Consider the following 26,581-nt stretch of genomic DNA (forward strand, 5'->3'; position numbering starts at 1 on the left):
CACGGCGCTTCTGGCGCGGGTGTCGTGGGTATTTGGGCAACGAAGAAGATGCGGTGGGTTGAACGGATTGCCGAGCGGATGATGCTGAAGGCCCGTGCCGAGGGGAAGCTTTCGGGGCTGGAGGGCGAGGGCAAGCCCCTGCCCGACCGGCCGGTGGAGCGGGACGCGACGGCGGCCGGTTTTCGCATCATGGCACAGGCGGGGGTGCTGCCCGAGGAGATCGTGCTGAAGAAGCAGGTCATCGCCACGCAGGAGCGGCTGGCCGGCCTGCCCGAGGGGCCGGAGCGAACGGCGCTGCTGGCCGAGATCGCGCGGCTTCAGATGCGCCAGTCCATCGCCGAGGAGGCCAGGCGGCGCTTCATGCGCGACTGATGCGGGGTCTCAGAGCCGCGCGAGGGCGCGGGGCAGCGCCTCGGCCAGGATGTCCAGCTCGGGGCCGGGGCCGCAACTGATGCGGATGCAGCGGTCGAGCGGGGCCGCGCCGGGCATGCGGACGAAGACGCCCTCGGCCTCGAGCGCGGCGACGAGGGCGCGGGACCGGGCGCCGTCGCCCCCGGCATCGAGCGCCACGAAGTTCGTCGCCGAGGGCAGAGGCGTCAGCCCGTTCGCGGCGCCGATCTTGGCGATCCTGTCGCGGGCGGCGGCGACCTCGGCCACGACATGCGCGAGCCAGCCCTGGTCCTGAAGCGCCGCAAGCGCCCCGGCCTGCGCGATCCGGTTGACGCCGAAATGGTTGCGGAGCCGGTCGAAGGCCGCGATCAGGTCGGGCGCGCCGATGGCATAGCCGATCCGCGCCCCGGCGAGGCCGTAGGCCTTGGAGAAGGTCCGCATCCGGATGACGCGGGGATCCTCGGGCGCAATGCGCGGCAGCGCGCTTGCCGGGGCAAACTCGGCATAGGCCTCGTCCAGGACCAGAAGGCACTCCGGCGGCAGGCGGTCCAGCATGGCCTCGATCACCGCGCCCGGGTGCCAACTGCCCATCGGGTTGTCGGGATTGGCGAGATAGACGAGACGGGCGCTGACGGCGCGGGTGCGGTCCAGCAGGGCGTCCGGGTCCTCGGCGTCGTTCCGGTAGGGCACCTTGTGCAGGAGGCCGCCGCTGCCGGCGACGTGGAAGTTGAAGGTCGGGTAGGCGCCCTCGGAAGTGACCACCGCATCCCCCGGCGCCACCGTCAGCCGCACCAGCGTGCCGAGGAGCCCGTCGATCCCCTCGCCCACCATGATGTTCTCGGGCGCGGCGCCGTGATGATCGGCCAGCGCCTGCGTCAGCTCGAAGCTGGTCGGGTCGGCATATTGCCAGACCTGCCCCACCGCCTCGCGCATCGCACGGGCCGCGAGGGGGCTGGGACCGAAACCGCTCTCGTTCGCCCCGAGCCGTGCGGCGAAGGCCGCGCCGCTCCGGCGCTCGATCGTCTCGGGCCCGACGAAGGGGACGGTGGCGGGAAGGGCGGCGGGGATGGGGGCGAGGCGCGTCATGGGCAGAACTTGCACCGGAGGCGGCGCGCCCGCAAGCGGGTGGCGCTTGGTGGTCAGGTCAGGGGCGCGCAGCGCGCGAGGCTCTCGAGCCCGAGGAGATCGTTGCGAAACTGCGGCAAGTGGGTGCGTCTTCGCAAGACCGATCGGGCCCGAGGCGGTGCGCTCGATCGGCGTCGCTATGCGCGGTGGCGGGATGCCTGCACCAACTCCGCCTCTGGAACGGAGGGCTGACTGCGACCGACCGAACTCCGCCGGTTCTGAAGGCAGCGCTCGACCATGCGGCGGGCCGCAGTCGGCGACACGCCCATCTCTTCGCAATTGTGCAGGATCAGCCGCGTGACTTCTTCGTCTGTTCGCGCGAGATCTCGTTCCACGGGTCATCCTTTCGATGTCAGGGTGCAGCAACCAGGCCAAGGGCGCTGGCTGCTGAAGGCTTGGTTCTAGGTCCCGACCGCGACGACCACCCGGGGCATGGGGGCCTGGCTCTCCGGCAGGAGGCCGGCGGTCCGTGCGGCGAGGGCGAAGGCCTGCCGCGCCGCTCCGACGGATGTCATGCATTCCATCGCAGCTTCGACATGGTTCAGGGCGCGGTCGCGGCTGCGATCTGCCACCGGCCACCTCTTGCGCAACCAGTGGCGCGCCTGCTCGGCCGTCGTGATTTTCTGCGTCGCGCCATCCGGCGAGACGACCAGGACCAGGGGTTTTCCCCAGTTGATTTCCATCAAGTGAATTCTCTTTCGTAGTGAGGCATGCCGATGCAGTGGCTGCGGATCGGCTGTCATCGGATGAGCCTGCCGCAGGGCGGACTCTTCCTCAGGGTTGCAGGTGTTCGGTTCGAGTAGCGCGGTGCGCCGGCGATTGCTGTGCGCGCGCTCCGGCGGGACGGTCAGGCCGCCGTGCAGCTTGCCGGCGCCATGCTGAGGTCTTGGGTCGCGCCGAACCGGGTCATGATAAGGGTGGCCATCTGAAATGTTCCTTGTTCAATGCCGCTCACAGGATGCAACGGCGCGGCAAAGCTGAAGATCGAGCGCTGAGCCGGAAGGAACAGGTTCAAGACAGATATATTGCACAGGTCATATAGGGCCTCATGCGGCAGATTGTAAGGGCGGCAGACGCAGGTGCTGCATTCCGCCCTGCCGAGCGACCTCACGCGGCGCTGTCGCGCCGACGGGCGTCCGCGAACGAGACCAGGCGGTTCAGCTTGTCGTCCCACAGATGCAGGTTCACCGAGCGCAGGCTTTCCCAAAGCGTCAGCCGTTGCACGACAGCCAGATCCGCGTGATCGCGCAGGATCTCGGGCAGCCGGTAGAACGGGATGCGGCTGTATAGATGATGGACGTGGTGGACGCCGATATTGGCGGACAGCCAGCGCAACGGCGCGGGCAGGACGTAATAGGACGAGCCGGCCAGCGCCGCGTGGTGCAGCTGCCACGTTTCCGCCTCGGACCAGTGCGTCTCCTCGAACTGGTGCTGCACGTAGAACAGCCACATGCCAAGCGTGGCCGCGACGATGACCGTGGGCAGGTAGATGAGCAGCACGGGTTGCAGCCCGTCGAGCCAGATCATGACGGCCAGGAGAAGGGCGATCATCGCGTTGGTCCCCATCGCCGAGATCCAGTAGCGCCTGCCCGACCGCATCAATCCAAGGGGAAGACGGTTCTGCAGCAGGAACAGATAGCTCGGCGCCAGTCCGAAGAGCACGAGAGGGTGGCGGTAGAGGCGATACATCAGCCGGCCGGTCCGGCTCCGGCCACGGTACTCATCGACCGTCAGCGTCATCACGTCCCCGATGCCGCGCTCGTCGAGGTTGCCATGCTGCGCGTGATGGATGGAATGCGTGCGGCGCCAGACGTCGTAGGGCGTCACGGTGAGAACCCCGAGACACCTTCCCACCCAGTCCTGCGCCTTGCGGCTGTGAAAGAACGACGCGTGGCCGCAGTCGTGCTGGATGCAGAATATCCGCACAAGGAAGAAGCCGTTCAGGATCGAGATCCCAAGCGTCAGCCAAGGGCTGATGGACAAGGCCGCCCATGCCAGTCCCCAGAGCAGCGCGAAGGGCACGAGCGTCACGAGCAGCTCGAAGATGCTGCGCCGCGTCGAGGGCTCGCGATACTTCGCGAGGATCCGGACCCAGTCCTTGGCTGAACGGACCTGCGCCGCGGATGTATCGGAAGATGTCATGATCACTGCCTCGGAGCTGGAGCCACGTACGCCCCTCGGCCCCCACGGCGTTAACTTGTGTTTCCTCATTTAGTGCAGCCGCGTTTGCCGAACAAGGCAGGGCAAGCGACGAAGGGCGAAAGTGCCGCGCCCCACGCGCATCGGCAGGCTCGCCCTCGCCATTGACGTGACTGCTGCGTCCTCAGTCTTCCTTTCATTGCCCCCGCGTCCGGGCGGACCGGCAGTCCCCGTCAGCTTGAAGAACCCGGTCCCTGCAACCCCGGCGGCGGGATGGCATCATCCGCGTCAGGGTCACGGCCTTGCAGGCGGTCGAGCGCGCGCATGACGGGCGTCACGCTCAGCCCATGCATCAGGATCGACAGAAGAACCACCAGCCCCACGATGGCCCAGAGCCGCTCGGCCTCGGCTTCGGCGTCCATGTGGTTCAGCGCATAGGCGAGGTAGTAGAACGAGCCGATGCCCCGGATCCCGAAGAAGGCGATGGTCAGCCGCTCGTTCCAGGACGTTCGCGTGCCGGCCAGGCCGACGAGGCCCGACAGCGGGCGGATGACCAGAAGGATCACGAGCGCCGCTACGATGTCCTCGACCCGCAGGGGATCGAGAAGCCCCTTCACCAGCGCGCCCCCGAACAGCAGCAAGAGGATCATCATGGCGAGCCGCTCGATCTGCTCGGTCAGGGCATGCATGTCCTCGTGGAACTCGTGGGACCGGTGCGCGTGCCGGAAGGTCAGGGCCGTGACGAAGACCGACAGGAAGCCGTAGGAATGAAGGCATTCTGTCAACCCGTAGGAAAAGAACGTGGCCGACAGGGCGATCAGCCCGTCGCCCGTCTTGACCAGTTTGGTCTCCGCGGGAACGTGGAAGGTGATCCAGCCGAAGAGCCGGCCGACCAGGTAACCGCCGAGGATGCCGACGCCGATCTCCCACAGGATGTTGTAGCTGATCCATTCCCACAGCCACGGCTCCCCGGTGGCCGATGCGAGGCTCAGGGCGATGGCGAGGTGCACGAAGGGAAACGCGGCGCCGTCGTTGATGCCCGCTTCCGAGGTAAGGCCGAAGCGCACCTCGTCCTCCTCGCCGGTGGCGGGTGGTCCGACCTGCACATCGGACGCGAGCACCGGGTCGGTGGGCACGAGGACCGCGGCAAGCAGCAGCGCGAGGACCCAGGAAAGCCCCAGCCATGCGCCGCCCAGCAGCGTGATCAGCACAAGCCCCAGTGGAAGTGTGACAAAGATGAGCCGCCAGGTGATGATCCAGCGGCGCCAGCCGAAGATGCGGTCGATCTTGAGCCCCGCCCCCATGAGCGCGATGATCACGACGAACTCGGTCGCGCGCTCGGTGACATGGGGATAATCCATCGGCAGCGGCGATGAGGTGATCCAGGGCAGCGAGAAGAAGACCATCCCCAGCCCGATGCAGATGATCGGCAGCGACAGCGGAAGCCGGCGCAGGGCGAGGGGCAGCCACGCGACCAGTGCAATGAGAAGGCCGAGGCATGTCAGGACCAGGATGTAGGGATCCGGTGCCTGCGTCAGGATTTCGATCATACGGCTGTCTTCGCAGGTCCCGCTGACGCCAAAGCCGCCCGGTCGACGCTCATTGGCGGTCGAACGGGTTGCACCGGGTCCATGGACGAGCTTTTCCTTATGGTGATGCACGGCCAAAGGGCTGGCGACGGCTGCAACATCTGAACCTCGGCTATGTTCCCGACCGGACCTCGGCGGAAGCGCTTTCCGTGCAATTGCGCGCATGTTCGCCTTGATTGCGCGAGCACCGTGACGATGCGTCCGCTCGCGGGTCAACGAATGGTCGAGTGCGACAAAAGCGGCATTGCAAGTGGCACCAGCGGGAACTGCCACCCGCGCCTGTGGCTTCATGTACCAGCCAACATCCGGCTAGATGACAGGGGGCCGCATGTCGTTCACTTCAGGGGCCCATGGCAGGCTCACCCGTCTCGATGGATTCGGAACCGATCCCGGCTCTCTCAGCGCGGACATCTACATTCCCGAGAACTTCCCGCCGAACGGCCCTCTCGTGGTCGTTCTTCATGGCAGCACCCAGTCCGCAGAAAGCTATGATCTCGGGTCAGGCTGGTCCACGCTTGCCGACGAATGCGGGATCGCGCTTCTCTTTCCGGGGCAGCGCAAGTCGAACAACGCGCTCGGCAGCTTCAACTGGTTCAAGTCCGGCGACATCCATCGTGGCCGCGGTGAGCCGCTTTCCGTCCGCCAGATGATCGCCAAGGTGGTCGATGATCATGCCATCGACCCCTCGCGCATCTTCGTCACCGGCATGTCCTCGGGGGGTGCCATGACCTCGGTGATGCTGGCGACCTATCCGGAGGTCTTCGCCGGAGGCGCGATCATCGCGGGCCTGCCCTACCGCAGCGCCGGCAACCTGGTGGAGGCGCTGGTTCGCATGAAGGGCTATGGCGGGCCGTCGGATCGCACCCTGGACGCGCTTGTGCGGGATGCGTCGGAGTTCACCGGCCGCTGGCCCACCATCTCGGTCTGGCATGGCGACAATGACAAGACCGTCGACAGCTCCAACGCGGACTCGATCGTGCGCCAGTGGCAGAGGCTGCACGATGTCGAGGGCCCGCCGACACGGGTCGAGGAGGTGGACGGCTTCCCTCATCGCGTCTGGTGCGACGATGCGGGGCAGCCGGTGATCGAGGAATACGTCATCACCGACATGGGCCACGGCACGCCGATCAGTGCGGAAGGCGCCGAGGGCTTGGGGGAGGCCGGCAAGTACATGCTGGAGGTCGGCATCTCCTCGACGCGGCACATCGCGCGGTTCTGGGGCCTGACGAAGTAAAGGAGCGACGGCCGACAAGGGAGATGTCGGCCCCGGAGAAGGTGTGATGCGAGAGTCGGCCGTTTGGCGCTGGAAAGGCGGCGTCCTGCGGGACCACCGGCCCGCTGCCGCTGTGCCGTTGATCCTTCTCCACGCTCATAATCGCGACCAGCCCGACCACGCGGCCGATCTTTCTTGCATGGACCCGCTCTCCTGAGCCTAATGCACGCATGCGGCCACCTAACATTGACGCCCGGGTGCCGTGAGTGGACCTCCGGCAGGTTCCGCGAGGAGGCTCCTCGATGAATATGGAAGAGATGCAGATCCGGCAGAAGGTGCTCGCGGAGTTCGGCGAGTTCGTGCTCCGCAGCGACAGCCTCGACGAGGTGCTGCACGAGGGGTGCCGCCTGGTCGCGGAGGCGCTTGGCGCCGACCTCGCCAAGGTGCTGGAGGTCGAAGAGGGCGGCAGGTCAGCGCTGGTCAAGGCCGGCGTCGGCTGGAAGCCTGGGATCGTCGGAACGCAGCGCCTGCACTTCGCGGAACGATCGTCCGAGACCTACGCATTGGAACGCCAGGAACCCGTCGTCTCCCGCAACATCCGGGACGAGAACCGGTTCGAGTTCGCCGACTTCCTGATCGACCACGGGGTGGTGTCGTTGGTGAACGTGCCGATCTTCCTTCCGGGGGACAAGCCATACGGCTTGCTGCAAGTGGACAGCCGGAAGCTGCGCAAGTTCGGCGACCGGGACATCCAGTTCCTGCGAACCTACGCGACGGTCCTCGGGCCAGTCATCGACCGGCTGCACAAGGTGCAGAGCCTCCAGCGGGCCTTGAGCACTAACGAGCGGCTGATGCAGGAGCTGCAGCACCGCGTCAAGAACCACATCAGCATCGTGGTCGGCCTTGTCCGGGCGCGGGCACGGCAGACGGGCTCTGATGAAGCGAGGGCCGAGCTGAACACCGTCGCCGAGCGCATCGACACCCTGCGCCGGGTCCACGAGCAGCTCTACAGGAACGGCGTGCCGGACCAGCTGCCGCTGCGTCCGTTCCTGTCCGAGCTCGTCAACGGCCTCTGCCACCTCCACGAGCATGAGGGCGGCCGGATCGCGCTTAAGTTCGACATCGCCGATGTCGACATCGCCGCGGATGTCGCCGTTCCCCTCGGGCTGATCGCCAACGAGTTCGTCACCAACAGTCTCAAATACGCGTTCGGCGATAATGGCGGCACGATCTCGGTCACGGTGCAGGCCACCGACGACCGCCTGCACCTGTGCCTGCACGACAACGGAAGAGGCCTTCACCCCGCGCCCCACGCCGCTCGGGCAGGCTCCGGCACCGGATTGAAGCTCATCGAGGGCTTGGCAGAGCAGCTGGGCGGCCAACTCGCCTGGCCGGAACCGGAGGCCGGAACGACGCTCTGTCTCGATCTGTCGAGGGGCGAAGCATGAGGCGCAGGTTCACGGCCTCTGCCGCGGGCAACCTGGACATCGACCACAACCCTCATGTCGAGCAGGGCGTCAGACCCAGCTCCTCCATCATCGTCATCATAACGATTTGGTGACCCCGACAGGACTTGAACCTGTAACCTGCCCCTTAGGAGGGGGCTGCTCTATCCAGTTGAGCCACGGGGCCGCCGTTTCTGCGTTTAGCCGTTGCCGGCAGCTCGGGCAAGCGTGCAGCGCCATTGCCCGCTTGCAAGGCCACGGCTAACATCGCCCGAACCCTTGCGGAACGGCATGAACATGAACACCCCTCGTCCCCGGCGCCCCCTGACGCTTCGCGATGTGTCCGAGGCGTCGGGCGTCTCCGAGATGACCGTCAGCCGCGTGCTGCGGAACCGCGGGGATGTCTCGGCCGCGACGCGCGAGAAGGTGCTGACCGCCGCCAAGACCCTCGGCTACGTGCCCAACAAGATCGCCGGCGGGCTGGCCAGCCAGCGCGTGAACCTGGTCGCGGTGGTCATCCCGTCGCTGTCGAACCTGGTCTTTCCCGACGTTCTGGGCGGCATCTCGGCCGAGCTGGACGACACCGGGCTGCAGCCCGTCATCGGCGTCACCAACTACTCGCCCGCGCGCGAGGAGATGGTGCTTTACGACATGCTGTCCTGGCGCCCCTCGGGCGTGATCCTCGCCGGGCTCGAGCACAGCAGCGCCTCGCGCGCGATGCTCGAGAATTCGGGCATCCCGGTGGTCGAGATCATGGACGTGGACGGCACCGGCATCGACACGCTGGTCGGCATCTCGCACCTGCGCGCCGGGCGCGAGATGGCCGAGCGCATCCTGGCCGCCGGCTACCGGCGCATCGGCTTCGTCGGCACCCACATGCCCGAGGACCACCGCGCCCGCAAACGCCTCTCGGGCTTCGAGCAGGCGCTGGCTGCGGCGGGCGTGCCGCTGGAGGCGCGGGAATATTATCAGGGCGGCTCGTCCCTGCTGAAGGGACGCGAGCTGACCGAGCGCATCCTGACGCGGGCGCCGGATCTGGACTTCCTCTACTACTCCAACGACATGATCGGGGCGGGCGGGCTGCTCTACTGCCTCGACAAGGGCTATGACATCCCCAACCGCATTGGGCTGGCCGGCTTCAACGGCGTCGATCTGCTGGACGGGCTGCCGGTGCGGCTGGCGACGACCGATGCGCGGCGCGTGGATGTGGGGCGGCGCGCGGCGCGGCTGGTGGCGGGCAAGGACGCGCGACCCGAGGACCGGATCATCGCGCTGACGCCGACCTTCCTGCCGGGCGACACCATCCGCGGCACCCTGTCCTGAGCGGATCCATCTTGTCGGCACGCCAGGCTGCGCCTAAGTCTCGGGCCATGCGCATCCCCTTCCTCTCCCGCTTCTTTCCGCCGCGCCCCCGGGTCGCGGTCGTCCGGCTGACCGGCGCCATCGGCGGTGCCGGGCGCGCCGGCGGCCTCAGCGACGCGGCGCTCGCCCCCGTGATCGAGCGGGCCTTCCGCCGCGGCACGCCGGTGGCGGTCGCGCTGGCGATCAACTCGCCCGGCGGCTCGCCCGTGCAATCCTCGCTGATCGCGGCCCGCATCCGGCGCCTCGCGGACGAGACCGGCGTGCCCGTCCATGCCTTCGTCGAGGACGTCGCGGCCTCGGGCGGCTACTGGCTGGCCTGCGCGGCCGACGAGATCTGGGCCGACGACAGCTCGATCCTCGGCTCGATCGGGGTCATCTCGGCGGGCTTCGGCTTTCACCAGCTGATCGAGCGTTGGGGCATCGAGCGGCGCGTCCACACCGCCGGCCGCTCGAAATCGACACTGGACCCGTTCCGCCCGCAAAAGCCCGAGGATGTCGAGCGCCTGCACCGCGTGCTGGACCCGATCCACGAGGCGTTCAAGCGCCATGTGACCGCCCGCAGGGGCACGCGCCTGGCCAGCGGGCGCGATCTTTTCACCGGCGAGTTCTGGGCCGGGCGGCAGGCGGTCGAGCTGGGCCTTGCCGACGGGATCGGTCACCTGGTGCCGAAGATGAAGCAGCTTCACGGCGACAAGGTCCGGTTCGAGGTCTACGGGATGCGCCGGCCCCTGCTGCGCCGTCTCGGGCTGTCGGCCGAGGCGCTGTTCGACGCGGCCGAGGATCGTGCGGCCTTCCAGCGCTTCGGAACCGGCGGATGAGCATCCGCGTCGTCGTGCTGTTCCTTCTGGTCATGGTGGTCATGGCCTTGCTGCGCGGCCCGGCATTCCGAAGGGCGCTGCTGAAATACCTGGGGATCAAGCGTGGTTCTTGACGTTTTGCTGGTTCTGGGCGGCCTCGCCCTGCTGGTCGTGGGTGGCGATCTGCTGGTTAAAGGGGCGGTGAACCTGTCCCTGCGCCTCGGGATCACGCCGCTGGTCGTGGGTCTGACGGTGGTGGCCTTCGGCACCTCGGCGCCCGAGCTTCTGGTCTCGCTGTCGGCGGCTTGGCGCGGATCGACCGACATCGCGCTCGGCAACGTCGTCGGCTCGAACATCGCCAACATCCTGATCATCCTGGGGGCGACGGCGCTGGTCGCGCCCATCGTGACGCGCGGACATGACCTGCGCGAAAGCTGGGGGATGATGATGGCGGCGTCCCTGCTGCTGATCGCGCTGGCTTTCATGGGTGCGCTCGGCCGGTGGGACGGGGTGATCCTGCTGGCGGCGCTGGCCGTGATCCTCTGGCGGCAGCTGACGACCGCGAAGCCGGACGAGGTGGGCGAGATCGAGGGCGCGGCCTTGGGCGCCCGGTGGGGCAAGATCATCCTGTGGCTGGCGGGAGGGCTCGTGCTGCTGCCCGCCGGCGCGGACCTGCTGGTGCGCGGCGCGACCGACATCGCCCGTGCCTTCGGCGTGACCGAGATGGTGATCGGCCTCACCCTCGTCGCCATCGGCACCTCGCTGCCCGAGATGGCGGCCTCGGTCGCCTCGGCGCTCAGGGGGCGCTCGGACATGGCGCTCGGGAACGTCGTGGGATCGAACATCTTCAACATTCTGTCGATCCTCGGGATCACCGCCCTCTTCGCGCCGCTGCCCATCCCGCCCGAGATGCTGCGCCTCGACCTGTGGGTGATGCTGGCCAGTTCGGCCCTGCTGGCGCCGTTCCTCTTCCGCGGCATCACCATGGGACGCGCCGTGGGCGCCGCCCTGCTGGCGGCATACGGCGCCTATGTCTGGGTGCTGCTATGAGCGTGGCGCTGGTCACGGGGGCGGCCAAGCGGCTCGGCCGGGCGATGGCGCTGCACCTCGCCGCGCAGGGCCATGACCTTGCCATCCACTATGCCGGCTCGGCCGAGGCGGCCGAGGCGACGGCCAGCGACGCCCGCGCCCTCGGGGTGAAGGCCAGGACCTTCCAGGCAGACCTTCTGGACGCCGGGCGTGCGGCGGAACTGATCCCCGAGATCGCCGCGGCGATGGGGCAGCTGCACGTGCTGGTCAACAACGCCTCGATCTTCGAATACGACAACATCCGCAGCGCGACGATGGAGGGCTGGGACCGCCACATCGGCTCGAACCTGCGCGCGCCGTTCCAGCTGATCCAGGCCTTCGCGGCCCAGGCTCCCGCGCCACTCCGTGACGAGGCCGGAGAGCCGGTGGCGCAGGCGCTGGTCGTCAACATCGTCGATCAGCGCGTCCTGAAGCCGACGCCCGAGTTCATGACCTACTCGGTCGCCAAGGCGGCGCTCTGGTCGCTGACGCGGACCGCCGCGCAGGCGCTGGCCCCCGCCATCCGCGTCAACGCCATCGGCCCCGGCCCGACCCTTATCGGCAGCCGCCAGAGCGAGAGCCACTTCGCCGCGCAGCGCGCTAACACCATCCTCGGCCGCGGCTCGGACCCCGAGGGGATCGTGCGCGCGCTTGCCTTCTTTCTCGAATCGCCGGCCGTGACCGGGCAGCTGATCTGCGTCGACGGCGGCCAGCACCTGGCCTGGCGGACGCCCGACGTGTTGGGCCGGGAATAGCCCGCAGGCCTATGGGCGGCCATTTGTCCACCCTGCCCCTCGGAGCCGCCGGATGCGTCGGATTCTTCACGACTTTTCCGTCCCTTCGGGCAGCCAAAGAAAAATGTGTCGTCTTAACAGCTGGTTAGATACCTGCCTAAAAATGGGGCACATTTACGAAACTGTAACGATTGCTGGATGAGGCCCGCCTCCCTCACAGCCCGCCCACAGAGTTATCCACAGAACGCGTGGACAGCTTCTCGCTTGATCTCCTGCCCCGGAACTTGCAGCACCCGCAAGAATCACCAACCTGACGACGATGACACAGAAAACCGGCCACGCGCTGATCCAGGACTATCTCCGCACGCTCGATTCCAGCCCCGGCGTCTACCGGATGCTGGATGCTGCCCAGGCCGTGCTCTATGTCGGCAAGGCCCGCGACCTGAAGGCGCGGGTGTCGAACTATGCGCGCCCCTCGGGCCATTCGGCGCGGATCGCGCGGATGATCCGCGAGACGGCCAGCATGATGTTCCTGACCACGCGGACCGAGACCGAGGCGCTGCTGCTCGAGCAGAACCTCATCAAGCAGCTCAAGCCGCGCTACAACGTGCTTCTGCGCGACGACAAGAGCTTCCCGAACATCCTGGTGGCCAAGTCCCACCCCTTCGCGCAGATCAAGAAGCATCGCGGCGCGAAGTCGGAGAAGGGCGACTACTACGGCCCCTTCGCCAGCGCCGGCGCGGTGAACCGCACGCTGACCCAGCTGCAGCGCGTCTTCCTGCTGCGCAACTGCACCGACAGCACCTTCGAAAGCCGCAGCCGGCCGTGCCTGCTCTACCAGATCAAGCGCTGCAGCGCCCCCTGCACCGGCCGCATCAGCCAGACCGATTACGCCGGCCTCGTCGCCGATGCCGAGCGCTTCCTGCAAGGCAAGACAACGACCATCCAGGCCAATCTCGCGACCGAGATGGCGGCGGCGGCCGAGAACATGGAATACGAGCGCGCGGCGGCCCTGCGCGACCGGATCAAGGCGCTGACGGCCGTCCAGTCGGTGCAGGCGATCAACCCCAAGGGCGTGTCCGAGGCGGACATCGTCGCGCTGCACATGGAAAGCGGACAGGCCTGCGTGCAGGTCTTCTTCATTCGCGGCAACCAGAGCTGGGGCAACCGCGACTTCTATCCGCGCCTCGGCGGGGCCGAGAGCGCGGACGAGGTGATGCAGGCCTTCCTCGTGCAGTTCTACGACGACAAGCCGCCCCCGCGGCAGCTGCTGCTGTCGCACCCGCCCGAGGACCCCGAGCTGACCGCCGCCCTCCTCTCCGAGCGCGCGCGGCGCAAGGTCGAGATGCTTGTCCCTCAGCGCGGCGAGAAGCAGGAGCTGGTCACCAACGCCCTGCGCAACGCCCGCGAAAGCCTCGCCCGGCGCATGTCGGAAAGCGCGACGCAGCTGCGCCTGCTGGAAGGGCTGGCCGAGGCGTTCGAGCTGCCCGCCCCGCCGCGGCGGATCGAGGTCTATGACAACAGCCACATCATGGGCACGAACGCGGTCGGCGGCATGATCGTCGCGGGGCCGGAAGGCTGGATGAAGAACCAGTATCGCAAGTTCAACATCAAGGGCACCGAGATCACGCCGGGCGACGACTTCGGCATGATGAAGGAGGTCCTGACCCGCCGCTTCTCGCGCCTTCTGAAGGAGGACCCCGACCGGCAGACCGAGGCGTGGCCGGATCTTCTGCTGATCGACGGCGGCGCCGGGCAGGTCTCGGCCGTGTCCATGATCCTGGCCGAGCAGGGGGTCGAGGACATCCCGGTCATCGGCGTCGCCAAGGGCATCGACCGCGACCAGGGCAAGGAAGAGTTTCACCGCCCCGGCCAGCGCCCCTTCGCGCTCAGGATGAACGACCCGGTGCTCTACTTCATCCAGCGCCTGCGGGACGAGGCGCACCGATGGGCGATCGGCACGCACCGCGCCCGGCGGGCGAAGTCGGTCATGGCGAACCCTCTGGACGAGATCGCGGGCATCGGCGCCGCCCGCAAGCGCGCGCTGCTCACGCATTTCGGCAGCGCCAAAGCGGTCAGCCGGGCGGGGCTGACGGACCTGCAGGCGGCGCCCGGCATCTCGGCCACCATCGCGCAGAAGGTCTACGACCACTTCCACGCGAAGGGGTGATTCGCTGCGGGGCCGCCCCTCGCGCCTCGAAAGCCGCTTCGGGACGTCGTGCAATTGCTGGGGTGCGGCCGCAAGGCGCCACTCGTCCGCGACATCCGGCGCCTATCCGCCTGTGCTGCGCGGGTTTTCTCCACTGCGACAACCGCGCCGGAGCGGTGGTATTATCCTGCCGCGCAAGAGGAGAAAAAACGCGCTAAGGTTGTTGTGTCCACCCCGCAACACAGGAGACCACCATGACCCTCGACCGCATGTCCGGCCAGTCCATGTTCGCCTCCGCGGGCCTCGCGGCAAGCCCGCTCCCGCTCGGCGACATCTGGGCCGAGTTCAAGCCGTCGCAGACGCGCCTCGACGGCATTGTCATCGATGCCAGCCTTGATTCCGCCGATCCCACGCTGAACGTCCGCGGCCCCGACGGGCGGAACTGGACAGTCGAGCTGGCCGACCGGCGGCGCAACCAGAGCCTCGGGCTGACGCGCGCCGCGCTTCTGCCGGGCGATAGCGTCCATGTCGTCGGCCGGCGCACGCAGCGCTTCGGCGAGCAGCGCATCAAGGCGCTGCGCCTGACCGTCGAGGGCCGCAGCTTCGAGCTGTTTCCCGAGCTGGAGCCTGCCTGACGCCCGCACCGGGGCAGGGCTGCGCCGCCTTGCCCCTTTCCAACCGCCGCGCCAGCGCATAGCGTGCGGCCATGCGCTGGAACCTTCCCAACATCCTGACCCTGATGCGGCTTCTGGCAGCGCCCGGCGTGCCGCTGATGTTCCTCTATTTCCACCGGCCCTGGGCGGATTGGGCGGCCCTGACCCTGTTCCTGCTGGCCGCGATCACCGACTGGTTCGACGGCTATCTCGCCCGCGCCTGGAAGCAGGAGAGCCGCTTCGGCGCGGCGATGGACCCGATCGCGGACAAGGCGATGGTGGTGATCGCGCTCGTCGTCATCACCGGCTATTCCGGCATGAACCCCTGGCTGATCCTGCCCGTCACCGTCATCCTCTTCCGCGAGGTCTTCGTTTCGGGCCTGCGCGAGTTCCTCGGCGACCGCTCGCGGACGCTGAAGGTGACCAGCCTCGCCAAGTGGAAGACGACCTTCCAGATGGTCGCCATCGCGGTCCTCTTCCTCGGCACCGGCCTGCAGCTTGTCGAGCATGGCCGCCCGCCCCGCGCGGGCGAGGGTGCGCTGATCTGGTCGGGCAGCTGGGCCGCGCTCGCCACGCATGCCGGGCTCGTGCTGATCTGGCTGGCGGCGGTGCTGACGGCGATCACGGGCTGGGACTACTTCACCAAGGCCCTGCCCCATCTGAAGGAGCCGCGCGGTGAGGCGTGACATCCTCTACTTCGCATCCCTGCGCGAACGCGTCGGCGCTGCGCGCGAGACGGTCGAGACCGAGGCCGCGACCGTGCGCGAGCTGGTCGCCGAACGCGCGGCCGCCTCGCCCGCCCATGCCGCCGCCTTCGCCGACCTCAAGGCCCTGCGCTGCGCGCTGGACCAGCAATTCGCCGATCTGGATGCGCCCCTGGGCGAGGCGCGCGAGATCGCCTTCTTCCCGCCCATGACCGGCGGCTGAGCCATGAGCGCGCGCGTGCAGACCGCCCCCTTCGTCCTCGCCGATGAGCTGGCGGGGCTGGAGGCCGGCGCCGGCGCACTGGTCAGCTTCACCGGCATCGTGCGCGACGACAGCGGCCGGCTCGAGGCGCTCGAGATCGAGCATTATCCCGGCATGACCGAGCGCGCGCTGGCCGATTACGGCGCCGAGGCCGCGCGCCGCTTCCAGCTGACCGGCTGGCGCATCGTCCACCGCTTCGGCCGCCTGCCCGTGGGGGCCGAGATCATGATGGTCGCCGCCGCCGCCCGCCACCGCCACGCCGCCTTCGACGGCGCCGCCTACCTGATGGACTGGCTGAAATCCCGCGCCCCCTTCTGGAAGCGCGAGATCGATGTGGGCGGCGCCGCCCGTTGGGTCGAGGCGAAGGACAGCGACGAGGCGGCGCTGACGCGGTGGTAGCGATCTTTCCTGCCCGCGCGCACCGCCCGGCTGCGCCGCGATGATCCGCCCCGAGCTGCGCCGCGCCTTCCGCGTCCATGCCGAGCTGCTGGCCCATCTGGCCGTCACGCTGGCGGGTCTGTGGCTGGCGACGCGCGGCGGCTGGATCTTGGCGGTGGTGGGCGGGGTCGTGATGCTGGCGGGCGCGCTTCTGGCCCATGGCGCCTGGCGGCGCCTGCCCTTCCGCCGCGCCATCGCGGCCGAGGGCCTTGTCGAGCTGATCGAGGGCGCGGTGCGCTACTACCGCGCGCCCCTGCCGGGCGCCGAGATGGCGCTGCGCGAGCTGGTCGAGATCCGCCTCGTCCGGCAGGACGGCCGCGCCGTCTGGCGATTGCGGAACGAGGCGGGCGACATGCTGGCGATCCCGGCCGACGCGGCGGGGGCCGGCGCCCTGGCCGACGGCTTCGCCGCCCTGCCCGGCTTCCGCCTCGGAGAGGCCGCGCAGGCGCTTCAGGCCGTCGCGGCGGGCCGCGCCACGATGCACGCCGTTTGGCGGAGGCCCGGCTGAGGCAGCTTGACTTGGCCAACCTCGCTTGCCACCTGTGGCCGGCAACAGAAGATAGAGGCCACCACCCATGTCCATTCCCCAGGAGGGCGGCGGCCCCATCGAGCATCGCGATCAGCTGGCCGCCTACATCGCCAGTGGCGAGAAGCCGAAGGCCGACTGGCGCATCGGGACCGAGCACGAGAAGTTCGGCTATGACCTCGCCCGCAAGATGCCCCTGCCCTACGATGGCCCGGCCTCGATCAAGGCGATGCTCGAGGGGCTGCAGCAGCGCTTCGGCTGGCAGCCCGTGCTGGAGGCCGGCAACCTCATCGGCCTGACGCGCGACGGCGCGAATGTCAGCCTCGAGCCGGGGGGGCAGCTGGAGCTGTCGGGCGCGCCGCTGGAAACGATCCACCAGACCTGCGACGAGGTGAACAGCCACCTGGCCGAGGTCGAGGCGGTGGCCCGCGACATCGGCGCGGGCTTCATCGGCCTCGGTGCCGCACCCATTTGGGGTCAGGACGACATGCCGATGATGCCCAAGGGGCGTTACCGGCTGATGACCGACTACATGGGCCGCGTCGGCACGCTCGGCACGCAGATGATGTACCGGACCTGCACGGTGCAGGTGAACCTGGACTTCGCCTCCGAGGCCGACATGGTCCAGAAGATGCGCGTGGCGCTGGCGCTGCAGCCGGTGGCGACGGCCCTTTTCGCGAACTCGCCCTTCCTCGACGGCAAGCCCAACGGGATGAAGTCCTGGCGGGCGCATATCTGGCAGAACCTCGACGCGGCGCGCACGGGCATGCTGCCCTTCGTCTTCGAGGACGGCTTCGGCTACGAGGCCTGGGTGGATTACGTCCTGAACGTGCCGATGTATTTCGTCTATCGCGACGGCAAGTATATCGACGCCCTCGGGCAGAGCTTCCGCGATTTCCTCGACGGCCGCCTGCCCGCCCTGCCGGGCGAGGTGCCGACCCTGTCGGATTGGGCCGACCACATGACCACCGTCTTCCCCGAGGCGCGGGTGAAGAAATACATCGAGATGCGGGGCGCGGATGGCGGTCCGTGGCGTCGGCTCTGCGCGCTGCCCGCGCTGTGGGTCGGGCTTACCTATGACCAGGGCGCGCTGGACGCGGCCTGGGATCTGGTCAAGGGCTGGGACGCCGAGACGCGCGAGGCCCTGCGCGTGGCCGCGGGTCGGGACGCGCTGGCCGCCGAGGTGAACGGCATCCGCATGCACGACCTGGCGCGCGAGGTTCTGTCCATCGCCGAGGCCGGGCTGAAGGCGCGGGCGATGCCCGGCAGCGGCGGCCTGGTGCCGGACGAGACGCATTTCCTGAACGCGCTGAAGGAAAGCGTCGACAGCGGCAAGGTGCCCGCCGACGAGCTGCTCGAGAAGTATCGCGGCCCCTGGGCGGGCGATCTGAGCCGGATCTATGGCGAGTATTCCTACTAGGCGGATGGGCTGATGCGCTCTGCCCCCCGGCTGCCGCCGGACGCACGATAAGGTGAGAACGGGGCGCTTGATCGCCCCTCTCGACGGTGTCACCCGTGAGCAAAACGAGCGGGGCAGTTCGATGCGTGACGATGTGATGGTCTGGATGGGACGGCTTGTCGCCGGCCTGTTCGTGCTGGGTGTGATGGCCGTGGTGGCGACGGTCGCGGTGATGGTCGCCCGGGCCGAAGGGATACCGCCGATGCCGATCCTCGTCGGGATCGTGGCGCTGGTGATCCTTGTCCTCTTGGCGGGTGCCTGCCTCGCGATGATCTCGCTCGCCGCCTCGGCGCGGCGCGGCGTTCAGGCGCTGGAACGGATGGCAGGACAAGCACCGGTGATGCTGGAGGAAGAGGCCGAGGAGGCCGATGCGCCTGTCCCGGCCGCGGAAGCCGCGGCTCCCGTGCAGGGCCCCTTCCGCGCACCCGGCCTACGCGAGGCGGCGATGGCCGCGCCCGCGCGTCCCGCCCGCCCGGCGGGCCGGGTGCTGGTGGCCGAGCGCTAGGCGCTACTTGCGACCGATCCGCGGCTCGGTGCCCTGCATCAGCCGCGTGATGTTGGCATGGTGGCGGATGAAGATCAGCACGCCCATGAAGGCGGCGGCCAGGGCGACATCGCCGCGGCCGAGCGCGAAGGCGAATAGCGGCGCCAGCACCGCGGCCATCAGCGCGCTGAGGCTCGAGATGCGGCTGATCGCCGCCGTCAGCGCCCAGGTGGCGCAGGCGACCAGTCCGACGGGCCAGCTGAGCGCGATCAGCGTGCCGAGAAAGGTCGCGACCCCCTTGCCACCCTTGAAGCCCAGCCAGATGGGGAAACAGTGCCCGAGAAAGGCCGCGGCACCGGCCAGAAGCGCGGCCTCCTCCCCGGCGAAGTGGCGCGCCAGCAGGACCGCGATCGCGCCCTTGCCCGAGTCGAGCAGCAGCGTCGCGAGGGCCGCGGGCTTGTTGCCCGTCCGCAGCACGTTCGTGGCGCCGATATTGCCCGAGCCGATCTTGCGCAGATCGCCAAGCCCGAGCGCGCGGGCGATGACCAGCCCAAAGGGCACCGCGCCAAGCAGATAGCCCGCCAGCGTCCAGAGGATGAGGCTCACGCGTGTTCTCCCAACGTCGTGCCGGCGAAGACCGAGCGGCCGCCGACCCATGTGCCCAGCACGCGGCCCTGCATCCGCGCGCCGTCGAAGGGCGTGTTCTTCGACTTCGACAGAAGCGCGAAGCGGTCGAGGACGAAGGGCGCGTCCGGGTCGAAGAGGACCAGGTCGGCCGGGGCGCCGGGGGTGAGGCGCCCGGCCTCCAGCCCGAGGCGGCGGGCCGGGTTCAGCGACAACGCGCGGAACAGCTGCGGCAGGCTGAGGCCACCCTGGTGATAGAGGCGCATCGCCGCGGGGAGCAGCGTCTGCAGGCCGACAGCGCCGGGGGCGGCCGCCTCGAAGGGCAGGCGCTTGGATTCCTCGTCCTGTGGGGTGTGGAAGCTGGCGATCACGTCGATGAGGCCGTCCGCGACGGCCTGGACCATCGCCTGCCGGTCCTCCTCGGACCGCAGAGGAGGGGTGAAGCGGAAGAAGGTGCGGTAATCGCCGACGTCGAACTCGTTCAGCGTCAGGTGGTGGATCGAGATTCCGGCGGTCACGTCCAGCCCCGCCTCGCGGGCGCGGATCAGCGCAGGCAGCGCGCCCGCCGTCGTGATCTGGTCGGCGTGGTAGCGCCCGCGCGTCATCGCGGTCAGCGCAAGGTCGCGGTCGAGGCCCATCACCTCGGCCATCGGCGAGACGGCCGGGATGCCGTAAAGCGAGGCGAACTTGCCCGAGGTCGCCGCCGCCCCGGCGGAGAGGCTCGGGTCCTGCGGATGGCCGACGATCAGCGCATCGAGGCCGCGCGCATAGGTCATGCAGCGGCCCATCAGCTTGCTGTCGCGAAGCGTGCGCACGCCATCGGTGAAGGCGACGGCGCCAAGGTCGGTGAGGAAGCCGATCTCGACCATCTCGCGCCCCTCGCGGCCCTTGGTCAGGGCGGCCATGTGGCGGATGTTCACGGGCGCGTCCGCAGCGCGGCGGGCGACGAATTCCAGCGCCTCGGGATTGTCGATGGGGGGCGAAGTGTCAGGGCGGGCGATGAGGGTGGTGACGCCTCCGGCTGCGGCGGCACGGCCCGCGCTGCGAAAGCTTTCCTTGTGGCGCTCGCCCGGCTCGCCGATCTTGACGCCCCAGTCTATCAGGCCCGGCGCCAGGGCGCGGCCGCGGCAGTCGATGACGGCTGCGCTTTCGGGGGCGAGTTCCTCGGGGGCGCCGTGGCCGGCGATGCGGCCGTCGCGGACGAAAAGGCTGCCAGGAGCGTCGGTCTGCGCCTCGGGGTCGATCAGGCGGGCGTTCTGGAAAAGGATGTCCATCAGGCCTCTCCTGCCGCCGCGCGGCCGCGGGTGGCGCGCAGGTTGCGGGCCAGAAGGTCCAGCGCGGCCATGCGGACGGCGACGCCCATCTCGACCTGGTCCTGGATCACGCTGCGGTTGATGTCGTCGGCGATGGTGCCGTCGATCTCGACCCCGCGGTTCATCGGGCCGGGATGCATGACGATGGCGTCCTCCGCCGCCAGCGCCAGCTTTTCGGCATCGAGGCCGAAGCGGTGGAAATACTCGCGCTCGGACGGGATGAAGCCGCCATCCATCCGCTCTTTCTGAAGGCGCAGCATCATCACCACGTCGGCACCCTTCAGCCCCTCGCGCATGTCCTCGTAAAGCTCGACGCCCATCTCGGCGACCCCCGCCGGCATCAGGGTGGCAGGACCGATCAGGCGGATGCGGTTCTCCATCTTGCCCAGCAGGATCAGGTTCGAGCGGGCGACGCGGCTATGGGCGATGTCGCCGCAGATGGCGATGGTCAGGCGGTGCAGCCGCCCCTTGGCGCGGCGGATGGTCAGCGCGTCCAGCAGCGCCTGCGTCGGATGCTCGTGCCGGCCGTCGCCTGCGTTGATGACGGCGCAGTTCACCTTTTCCGCCAGCAGGTTCACGGCGCCGGAATGGGGGTGCCGCACCACCAAGAGGTCGGGCTGCATCGCGTTCAGCGTCAGCGCCGTGTCGATCAGCGTCTCGCCCTTCTTCACAGACGACTGCGCCACCGCCATGTTCATCACGTCGGCCCCGAGCCGCTTGCCCGCCAGCTCGAAGCTGGCCTGGGTGCGGGTCGAGTTCTCGAAGAACATGTTGATCTGGGTCATCCCCGCCAGCGCGTCCGAATGCTTGACGGTGCGGCGGTTGAGGGCAACGTAATCCTCGGCCAGGTCCAGCAGCGTCAGGATCTCGTCCGGCTTCAGATGGTCGATGCCCAGCAGGTGGCGGGCGCGAAAGATCATGTGCGGCCTCATCGTCGGACTTGGCCGCTTCTATCGCAGACGGGCGGGAAGCCGGCAAGCCGGGACGGCTCTTGCAGGCTGTGCAACTGCCTCTTGTCCATGCAAAGGCGGCGGGCTATGGCGGAGCCATGTTGCCGCATCGTTATCGCCCCCATGTCATTGCGACGCTGTCGCTTGGCCTGCCGCTGATCGGCAGCCACCTGGCGCGCATGGCCATCGGCGTGGGCGACACGGTGATGATCGGCTGGTACGGGGTCGAACCGCTGGCCGCGCTGGTCATCGCGACCTCGTTCTTCCACATCCTGTTCTTTCTGGGAATGGGCTTCGGCACGGGCGTTCTGGGCCTGATCGCCAGCCATGTCGCGGCGGGTCAGGGCACCGAGGTCCGGCGCGGCGCGCGCATGGCGCTGTGGCTCTCGGCGGGTTTCGGGCTGCTGGTCATGCCGCTGATGTGGTTTTCCGAGCCGATCTTGCTGGCGCTCGGGCAGACGCCCGTCGTCTCGGCGCTGTCGCAGGAATATCTGCGGATCGCGGGCTGGGGTCTGGGCGTCGTGCTGTGGCAGCTGACGCTCTCCTCCTACCTAGCCGCGCTCGAGCGGACGCAGGTCGTCATGTGGGTGACGCTGGCCGGGCTGCCGCTGAACCTGTTTCTCAACTGGGTGCTGATCTTCGGCAATCTCGGCGCGCCCGAACTGGGCGTGCGCGGCGCGGCCATCGCCAGCGTGACGGTGCAGGTCGTCCAGCTGGCGCTGCTGCTCGCCTATGCCCAATGGCTGCCGATGGCGCGGAAATACAACCTGATGCAGCGCTTCTGGCGGCCGGACTGGCAGGCGATGGCGCAGATCGCGCGGATCGGCTGGCCCATCGGGCTGACCATGGTGGCCGAGGGCGGGCTGTTCGTCGCCTCGAACCTGATGATGGGCTGGATCGGCACGGCCGAGCTGGCGGCGCACGGGATCGCGCTGCAGATCACCTCGATCACCTTCATGGCGCATCTGGGGCTGTCCAACGCCGCGACGGTGCGGGTCGGGCAGGCCAAGGGACGCGGCGACGCGGCCTGGATGCGCGACGCGGCGGTGACGGTGATCTGGCTGTCGCTGGCCTTCGCGCTGGTCGCCATCGCCATCTACCTGCTGTTCGCCGAGCAGCTGGTGCGCCTGTATCTCGACCCGGCGGACCCGCAGGCGGGGCGGATCGTGGCGCTTGGCGCGATGCTGCTGCTGTTCGCGGCGCTGTTCCAGCTGACCGACGCCTTCCAGGTCATCGCGCTCGGCTTCCTGCGAGGCGTGCACGACACGCGCGTGCCGATGTGGATCGCGGGCTTCAGCTACTGGGTCGTCGGGATGCCGGTGGCCTGGGCGCTGGCCTTCCCGGTCGGACTGGGACCGGCCGGGCTGTGGCTGGGCCTCTGCGTCGGGCTGACGGTCGCGGCGATCCTGCTGATGCGGCGCTTCTGGCGGGGCCATGCCCGCGGGGACTGGACCCGCGCGGCGGCGGCGGTCTAACCTGCCGGCCAAAGCAGGAGGGCCACATGCGCGCAGTCTTCGTCCAGTTCCGCTGCGAGCCCGGCAAGACCTACCAGGTCGCCGAGGCCATCTATGACCGCGAAGTGGTCAGCGAGCTGTTCTCGACCTCGGGCGACTTCGACCTGATCGCGAAGGTCTACATCCCCGAAGAGGAGGACGTCGGCCGCTACCTGTCCGAGCGGCTTTTCGACATCCCCCATATCAGCCGCACGCTGACCACGATGACGTTCCGGGCGTTCTGAGCGCGCTTCCGACTGGTGCGCGGCTCAGGCCAGCCGGCCGCGCTCGATCCGGGCGAATTCGCGCACCTGCCGCGCCCCGCCCGCCTGCGCCTTGGGGCGGCTGATCAGGGCGCGCACCGCGGGATGCAGCTGCGCCTCGCGCTCTTGCCGCAAATATTCGCGCAGGCGTCCCTGGCCATTGTGCCGGGTCTTGTCGCCGATATGTCTGGTCATGTCGGGCCTCCTCTCTTGGAGAGGCCAACATAGGGCCGGTTCGGCCCCAATAGAAGCCCTCAGGCGGCCTTGATGCCCTGCGCGGCCGAAAGGACCGCGTGCAGCGCCACCGGATCGTCGTTGGCGCGCAGCTTCGCGCGCAGGTCCGAATCGCGCAGCGTCCGCGAGACCAGCGCCAGCGCCTTCAGGTGATCGACGCCGCCGGTCTCGGGCGCGAGGATCGCGAAGATCAGATCGACCGGCTGGCGGTCCACCGCGTCGAAGTCCAGCGGCTTGTCCAGCCGCAGGAACAGGCCGGCCACCTGCTCGAGTCCGTGCAGCCGGGCATGGGGCAGCGCCACGCCCTGACCGACGCCGGTGGGGCCGAGGCTCTCGCGCTCCTGCAGCGCGTCCAGGACCTCCGAGGCGCCAAGCCCGTATTCGGCATGGGCTAGCTCGGCCAGTTCCTGGAACAGCCGCTTCTTCGAGGTGACCTGCGCCAGCGAGCGCACCGCGCCGGGCTTGAGGATTTCGCCAAGTTGCATGCGTTCGCGTCTTTCCAAGCATCTCGCCCCCGCGCACGCGTGCCGGGGGCGATCAGGGTTCTGCGGCGTGCGGCGGCCGGCTCAGCCGTTGCCGCGGGGGTCGATCCAGCCCACGTTGCCGTCGTCGCGGCGGTGGACGACGTTCACGCCGCCATGTTTCTCGTTCCGGAACACCAACAGCGGCGCCCCGGCCAGTTCCATCTGCATCACCGCATCCCCGACCGACAGCGTCGGCACGCGGCTTTCCATCTCGGCGATGATGATCGGCTCGCGGCTGTCCGCCTGCTGATCCGAATCCTCATCCTCGGCGGCCAGCACATAGCTGCCGGCCTCGCCGAACACAACGGGCTCGACGCGGTCCTTGTGGTGGTCCTTGAGCCGGCGCTTGTAGCGGCGCAGCTGCTTGTCCATCCGCTCGCGGCAGGCCTCGAAGGCGGCATAGACCTCGTTGGCGGCCGCGCGGGACTGCACGGTCAGCCCCGTGGACAGGTGCACCACGGCGTCGCAGGTGAATTGATGTGCGTCCCGGGAAAAGGTCACCGTCGCATCGGTGGGACGCTGAGAGTATTTCTCGATCGTCTCGCCCAGTTCGGATTGGACATGCGTCGTCAGGGCATCGCCCACGTCGATGTGTTTTCCGCTGATGGTATAGCGCATCATGCCTCCTCTTCTGTTGCCCGGCGCCCGGCCCGCCATCGCAGCGCCGCTCACCGAGGGGTGCGCGTGCCGCGTGATCGCGAGCCCACCTTTGTCAATTTGGTGACACCCCCGCGCGAGTGTCAACGGGCAGCCCGCGCCTCGCGACGGAATCGCGCGCCCGCCCGCGGCGGGGGTCAGGCCATGCGGAAGCCTTCGCCCAGATAGACCTCGCGGACGCGGGCGTCGGCGACGATCTCCTCGGTCGTGCCCGACATCAGCACATGGCCGTCATGCAGGATGTAGGCCCGGTCCACGATGCCGAGGGTCTCGCGCACGTTGTGATCGGTGATCAGCACGCCGATGCCGCGCGATTTCAGGTCGTGGACAAGGCCGCGGATCTCGCCGACGGCGATCGGGTCCACGCCCGCGAAGGGCTCGTCCAGCAGAAGGTATCTCGGCTCCGAGCCGAGGCAGCGCGCGATCTCGGCCCGCCGCCGCTCGCCCCCCGACAGCGCTAGCGCCGAGGCGCTGCGCAGGTGAGTGATCGAGAAGTCGGCCAGCAGCTCCTCCAGCCGGTCGCGGCGGTGGCGCGGATCGTCCAGCGCGACCTCGAGCACGGCCATGATGTTCTGCTCGACCGTCAGTCCGCGGAAGATCGACATCTCCTGCGGCAGATAGCCGATGCCAAGCCGGGCGCGGCGGAACATCGGCAGGCGCGTGGCGTCCCGCCCGTCGATCATCACCTGCCCGGCATCGGCCGTCACGAGACCCGCGATGCAGTAGAAACAGGTGGTCTTGCCCGAGCCGTTCGGCCCCAGCAGCGCGACCACCTCGCCCTGCGCCAGGTCGACCGAGACGTCGCGGATCACCGGCCGGTTCTTGTAGGATTTCCTAAGGTTGCGGACCCTCAGCCCCTCCCCCTCCCCCTCGCCCTGCCTGCGCGCCTGCGGCATCAGTTGCCGCCCGGCTGCAGGATCGAGCGGACGCGGCCCTGCACCTGCGCCGCGCCGGTCGCCAGGTCGACCACCAGCCGGTCGCCGCTGAGAACGTTCGCGCCCTGGCTCAGAACGACGTCGCCGATCAGCGTCACCTCGCCCGCCTCGACGTCATAGACCGCCTCCTGCGCCTCGGCCGCATCCGGCCCCGAGACCAGCGTCACATCCCCGCTTGCCCGCAGCGCGCGGATGCGGTTCTGCCCGCCTTCGGCATAATCGACATGGACCTCGGCCGCCGAGAGGCGCATCTCGCCCTGCCCGATCACGACATTGCCGGTGAAGACGGCCGTCCCGTCCGTCTGATTGACCGACAGGTTGTCCGCCGCCACCTCGACCGGGGCGGAAGTGTCGGCGCGCATCCCGCCGAAGGTCATGTTCTGCGCCGCCGCCGGCATCGCCAGCACAGCAAGCATCAGGGCAATCGGCATCACACGGGGCATCGCTCGCATCCTTTCACCGGGTCAGGGCTGGTATATCAGACGCACGCCGCCGCTGAAATCAAGGACCGCGGGGCCCTCGGCCTCCGCGCCCTGCGCCGGCGCCAGCCGCATCCGGCCCGCGCTCAGCGCGCCGAAGGGGGCGGCCGCCTCCACGCCCTCGGCGGCCTCAATGCGGGACTGGTCCGTCGCCGCCTCGATCCGGGGCGAGACGATCTCCCAGCCCGAGTTGGTCTGCATCCGCACGCCGCCAGACAGGCGCACCTGCCCGTCCGCCAGCCCGCCCTCCGGCGCGGTCAGTTCGGCCATCAGCCCGTCGGGGCGCTGCCAGTCCAGCCGCAGGTCCTGCGCGTCGCCACTGGCCCCCGCGCCCGGCACCGAGGCCGAGCTGGCGCGCAGCGTCAGCCGCACGCCGTCCTCGGTCACGCCGGCATAGTCGGGCGCCACCAGCCGCGGATCGCGGGCCATCGTCTCGGCATCGACATCGGCATAGGGAATGCGCGAGACCGCCTCGGGCTCGCGCGAAAAGAGGAACAGCGTCGACAGCATCGCCAGCGCCGCGAGCGGCAGCAGCACGCGCAGCCAGCGGACGACGCGGGTCCGGTTCATCG

Annotated in this window: 32 protein-coding genes and 1 tRNA gene; 17 read left to right on the top strand and 16 right to left on the bottom strand. The window is 68.8% G+C overall.

Features of this window, described 5'->3' with window-relative positions:
- The first annotated feature begins 48 nt into the window (after window positions 1-48).
- A complete protein-coding gene (locus BLP73_RS08990) occupies window positions 49-372 on the top strand; it encodes a DnaJ family domain-containing protein (RefSeq protein WP_090742789.1) in 324 nt (107 codons plus the stop codon).
- Window positions 373-381: 9 nt separating this feature from the next.
- On the opposite strand, the gene BLP73_RS08995 is transcribed toward BLP73_RS08990, so the two are convergent.
- From BLP73_RS08995 to BLP73_RS09010, 6 genes are all read right to left on the bottom strand, one after another.
- Entirely contained in the window at window positions 382-1,476 is a 1,095-nt protein-coding gene (locus BLP73_RS08995; RefSeq protein ID WP_090742792.1) for a pyridoxal phosphate-dependent aminotransferase, read from the bottom strand.
- Between the two features lie 176 nt (window positions 1,477-1,652).
- Window positions 1,653-1,850 carry a hypothetical protein gene (locus BLP73_RS19005; RefSeq protein WP_139165919.1) on the bottom strand — a complete coding sequence of 66 codons (198 nt, stop codon included), beginning with the start codon at window positions 1,848-1,850 and terminating at the stop codon, window positions 1,653-1,655.
- 66 nt (window positions 1,851-1,916) lie between these two features.
- A complete protein-coding gene (locus tag BLP73_RS09000) occupies window positions 1,917-2,258 on the bottom strand; it encodes a DUF982 domain-containing protein (protein ID WP_090742795.1) in 342 nt (113 codons plus the stop codon).
- 104 nt (window positions 2,259-2,362) lie between these two features.
- Window positions 2,363-2,530, bottom strand: a complete 168-nt coding sequence (locus BLP73_RS19365; protein ID WP_175453287.1) for a hypothetical protein — start codon at window positions 2,528-2,530, stop codon at window positions 2,363-2,365.
- Between the two features lie 92 nt (window positions 2,531-2,622).
- The gene (locus BLP73_RS09005; protein ID WP_090742798.1) at window positions 2,623-3,657 is read right to left on the bottom strand and encodes a fatty acid desaturase; all 1,035 of its coding nucleotides are present in this window, start codon (window positions 3,655-3,657) and stop codon (window positions 2,623-2,625) included.
- A gap of 230 nt (window positions 3,658-3,887) precedes the next feature.
- On the bottom strand, window positions 3,888-5,204 hold the full coding sequence (locus tag BLP73_RS09010; RefSeq protein ID WP_175453288.1) for a cation:proton antiporter: 1,317 nt from the start codon (window positions 5,202-5,204) through the stop codon (window positions 3,888-3,890).
- Between the two features lie 367 nt (window positions 5,205-5,571).
- Here BLP73_RS09010 and BLP73_RS09015 point away from each other — a divergent pair, with 367 nt between their 5' ends.
- Both BLP73_RS09015 and BLP73_RS09020 read left to right on the top strand, forming a co-directional pair.
- Entirely contained in the window at window positions 5,572-6,477 is a 906-nt protein-coding gene (locus tag BLP73_RS09015; protein ID WP_090742801.1) for an extracellular catalytic domain type 1 short-chain-length polyhydroxyalkanoate depolymerase, read from the top strand.
- A gap of 281 nt (window positions 6,478-6,758) precedes the next feature.
- A complete protein-coding gene (locus BLP73_RS09020) occupies window positions 6,759-7,904 on the top strand; it encodes a sensor histidine kinase (RefSeq protein ID WP_090742804.1) in 1,146 nt (381 codons plus the stop codon).
- A gap of 107 nt (window positions 7,905-8,011) precedes the next feature.
- Here the strand turns inward: BLP73_RS09020 and BLP73_RS09025 are convergent.
- A tRNA-Arg gene (locus BLP73_RS09025) sits at window positions 8,012-8,088 on the bottom strand.
- A 110-nt stretch (window positions 8,089-8,198) separates the two neighbouring features.
- Here BLP73_RS09025 and BLP73_RS09030 point away from each other — a divergent pair.
- From BLP73_RS09030 to BLP73_RS09085, 12 genes are all read left to right on the top strand, one after another.
- Complete coding sequence (locus BLP73_RS09030) at window positions 8,199-9,224, top strand: LacI family DNA-binding transcriptional regulator (protein WP_090743121.1); 1,026 nt, start codon at window positions 8,199-8,201, stop codon at window positions 9,222-9,224.
- Between the two features lie 47 nt (window positions 9,225-9,271).
- Window positions 9,272-10,081, top strand: a complete 810-nt coding sequence (locus tag BLP73_RS09035) for a S49 family peptidase (RefSeq protein WP_090742807.1) — start codon at window positions 9,272-9,274, stop codon at window positions 10,079-10,081.
- Window positions 10,082-10,183: 102 nt separating this feature from the next.
- Window positions 10,184-11,110, top strand: a complete 927-nt coding sequence (locus tag BLP73_RS09040; protein ID WP_090742810.1) for a calcium/sodium antiporter — start codon at window positions 10,184-10,186, stop codon at window positions 11,108-11,110.
- The gene (locus BLP73_RS09045) at window positions 11,107-11,883 is read left to right on the top strand and encodes an SDR family oxidoreductase (protein ID WP_090742813.1); all 777 of its coding nucleotides are present in this window, start codon (window positions 11,107-11,109) and stop codon (window positions 11,881-11,883) included. Before BLP73_RS09040 ends, BLP73_RS09045 begins: the two co-directional genes overlap by 4 nt.
- Window positions 11,884-12,181: 298 nt before the next feature.
- Complete coding sequence (gene uvrC, locus BLP73_RS09050) at window positions 12,182-14,032, top strand: excinuclease ABC subunit UvrC (RefSeq protein WP_090742816.1); 1,851 nt, start codon at window positions 12,182-12,184, stop codon at window positions 14,030-14,032.
- A gap of 233 nt (window positions 14,033-14,265) precedes the next feature.
- Complete coding sequence (locus tag BLP73_RS09055) at window positions 14,266-14,646, top strand: hypothetical protein (protein WP_090742819.1); 381 nt, start codon at window positions 14,266-14,268, stop codon at window positions 14,644-14,646.
- 71 nt (window positions 14,647-14,717) lie between these two features.
- Entirely contained in the window at window positions 14,718-15,350 is a 633-nt protein-coding gene (gene pgsA, locus BLP73_RS09060; RefSeq protein WP_090742822.1) for a CDP-diacylglycerol--glycerol-3-phosphate 3-phosphatidyltransferase, read from the top strand.
- Window positions 15,340-15,591: a molybdopterin converting factor subunit 1 gene (gene moaD, locus BLP73_RS09065; RefSeq protein ID WP_090742825.1), complete on the top strand. Its 252-nt coding sequence runs from the start codon at window positions 15,340-15,342 to the stop codon at window positions 15,589-15,591. Before pgsA ends, moaD begins: the two co-directional genes overlap by 11 nt.
- 3 nt (window positions 15,592-15,594) lie before the next feature.
- Window positions 15,595-16,029 carry a molybdenum cofactor biosynthesis protein MoaE gene (locus tag BLP73_RS09070; RefSeq protein WP_090742828.1) on the top strand — a complete coding sequence of 145 codons (435 nt, stop codon included), beginning with the start codon at window positions 15,595-15,597 and terminating at the stop codon, window positions 16,027-16,029.
- A gap of 40 nt (window positions 16,030-16,069) precedes the next feature.
- Window positions 16,070-16,576: a hypothetical protein gene (locus BLP73_RS09075; RefSeq protein WP_090742831.1), complete on the top strand. Its 507-nt coding sequence runs from the start codon at window positions 16,070-16,072 to the stop codon at window positions 16,574-16,576.
- A gap of 67 nt (window positions 16,577-16,643) precedes the next feature.
- Entirely contained in the window at window positions 16,644-18,014 is a 1,371-nt protein-coding gene (locus tag BLP73_RS09080; protein WP_090742834.1) for a glutamate--cysteine ligase, read from the top strand.
- 121 nt (window positions 18,015-18,135) lie between these two features.
- Window positions 18,136-18,558 carry a hypothetical protein gene (locus BLP73_RS09085; RefSeq protein WP_090742839.1) on the top strand — a complete coding sequence of 141 codons (423 nt, stop codon included), beginning with the start codon at window positions 18,136-18,138 and terminating at the stop codon, window positions 18,556-18,558.
- Window positions 18,559-18,561: 3 nt separating this feature from the next.
- Here BLP73_RS09085 and plsY read toward each other — a convergent pair whose 3' ends face one another.
- Genes plsY through BLP73_RS09100 form a run of 3 tightly spaced genes read right to left on the bottom strand, consistent with a single transcriptional unit; the run spans window position 18,562 to window position 21,394 of the window.
- Complete coding sequence (plsY, locus tag BLP73_RS09090) at window positions 18,562-19,194, bottom strand: glycerol-3-phosphate 1-O-acyltransferase PlsY (protein ID WP_090742842.1); 633 nt, start codon at window positions 19,192-19,194, stop codon at window positions 18,562-18,564.
- On the bottom strand, window positions 19,140-20,435 hold the full coding sequence (pyrC, locus tag BLP73_RS09095; RefSeq protein WP_090742845.1) for a dihydroorotase: 1,296 nt from the start codon (window positions 20,433-20,435) through the stop codon (window positions 19,140-19,142). The genes plsY and pyrC overlap by 55 nt, the downstream gene beginning before the upstream one ends.
- Window positions 20,435-21,394 carry an aspartate carbamoyltransferase catalytic subunit gene (locus BLP73_RS09100; RefSeq protein ID WP_090742847.1) on the bottom strand — a complete coding sequence of 320 codons (960 nt, stop codon included), beginning with the start codon at window positions 21,392-21,394 and terminating at the stop codon, window positions 20,435-20,437. The genes pyrC and BLP73_RS09100 overlap by 1 nt, the downstream gene beginning before the upstream one ends.
- 128 nt (window positions 21,395-21,522) lie before the next feature.
- Between BLP73_RS09100 and BLP73_RS09105 the strand changes: the two genes are divergently transcribed.
- Entirely contained in the window at window positions 21,523-22,899 is a 1,377-nt protein-coding gene (locus BLP73_RS09105) for an MATE family efflux transporter (RefSeq protein WP_090742850.1), read from the top strand.
- A 26-nt stretch (window positions 22,900-22,925) separates the two neighbouring features.
- Window positions 22,926-23,162, top strand: a complete 237-nt coding sequence (locus tag BLP73_RS09110; protein ID WP_090742853.1) for an Lrp/AsnC family transcriptional regulator — start codon at window positions 22,926-22,928, stop codon at window positions 23,160-23,162.
- A gap of 24 nt (window positions 23,163-23,186) precedes the next feature.
- Here BLP73_RS09110 and BLP73_RS09115 read toward each other — a convergent pair whose 3' ends face one another.
- From BLP73_RS09115 to BLP73_RS09140, 6 genes are all read right to left on the bottom strand, one after another.
- Window positions 23,187-23,375, bottom strand: a complete 189-nt coding sequence (locus BLP73_RS09115) for a hypothetical protein (RefSeq protein ID WP_090742856.1) — start codon at window positions 23,373-23,375, stop codon at window positions 23,187-23,189.
- A gap of 59 nt (window positions 23,376-23,434) precedes the next feature.
- A complete protein-coding gene (locus BLP73_RS09120) occupies window positions 23,435-23,899 on the bottom strand; it encodes a PTS sugar transporter subunit IIA (protein WP_090742859.1) in 465 nt (154 codons plus the stop codon).
- An 81-nt stretch (window positions 23,900-23,980) separates the two neighbouring features.
- The gene (hpf, locus tag BLP73_RS09125; protein WP_090743124.1) at window positions 23,981-24,556 is read right to left on the bottom strand and encodes a ribosome hibernation-promoting factor, HPF/YfiA family; all 576 of its coding nucleotides are present in this window, start codon (window positions 24,554-24,556) and stop codon (window positions 23,981-23,983) included.
- Between the two features lie 176 nt (window positions 24,557-24,732).
- Window positions 24,733-25,491, bottom strand: a complete 759-nt coding sequence (lptB, locus tag BLP73_RS09130) for an LPS export ABC transporter ATP-binding protein (protein ID WP_090742862.1) — start codon at window positions 25,489-25,491, stop codon at window positions 24,733-24,735.
- Window positions 25,491-25,973 (bottom strand): lipopolysaccharide transport periplasmic protein LptA, encoded by a 483-nt coding sequence (lptA, locus tag BLP73_RS09135; protein WP_090742866.1) that lies wholly within the window; start codon window positions 25,971-25,973, stop codon window positions 25,491-25,493. The genes lptB and lptA overlap by 1 nt, the downstream gene beginning before the upstream one ends.
- A 21-nt stretch (window positions 25,974-25,994) precedes the next feature.
- The gene (locus BLP73_RS09140; RefSeq protein WP_090742869.1) at window positions 25,995-26,579 is read right to left on the bottom strand and encodes a hypothetical protein; all 585 of its coding nucleotides are present in this window, start codon (window positions 26,577-26,579) and stop codon (window positions 25,995-25,997) included.
- Between the last annotated feature and the right edge of the window lie 2 nt (window positions 26,580-26,581).

It is taken from the genome of Paracoccus tibetensis (genome assembly GCF_900102505.1).
Classification (GTDB): Bacteria; Pseudomonadota; Alphaproteobacteria; order Rhodobacterales; family Rhodobacteraceae; genus Paracoccus; species Paracoccus tibetensis.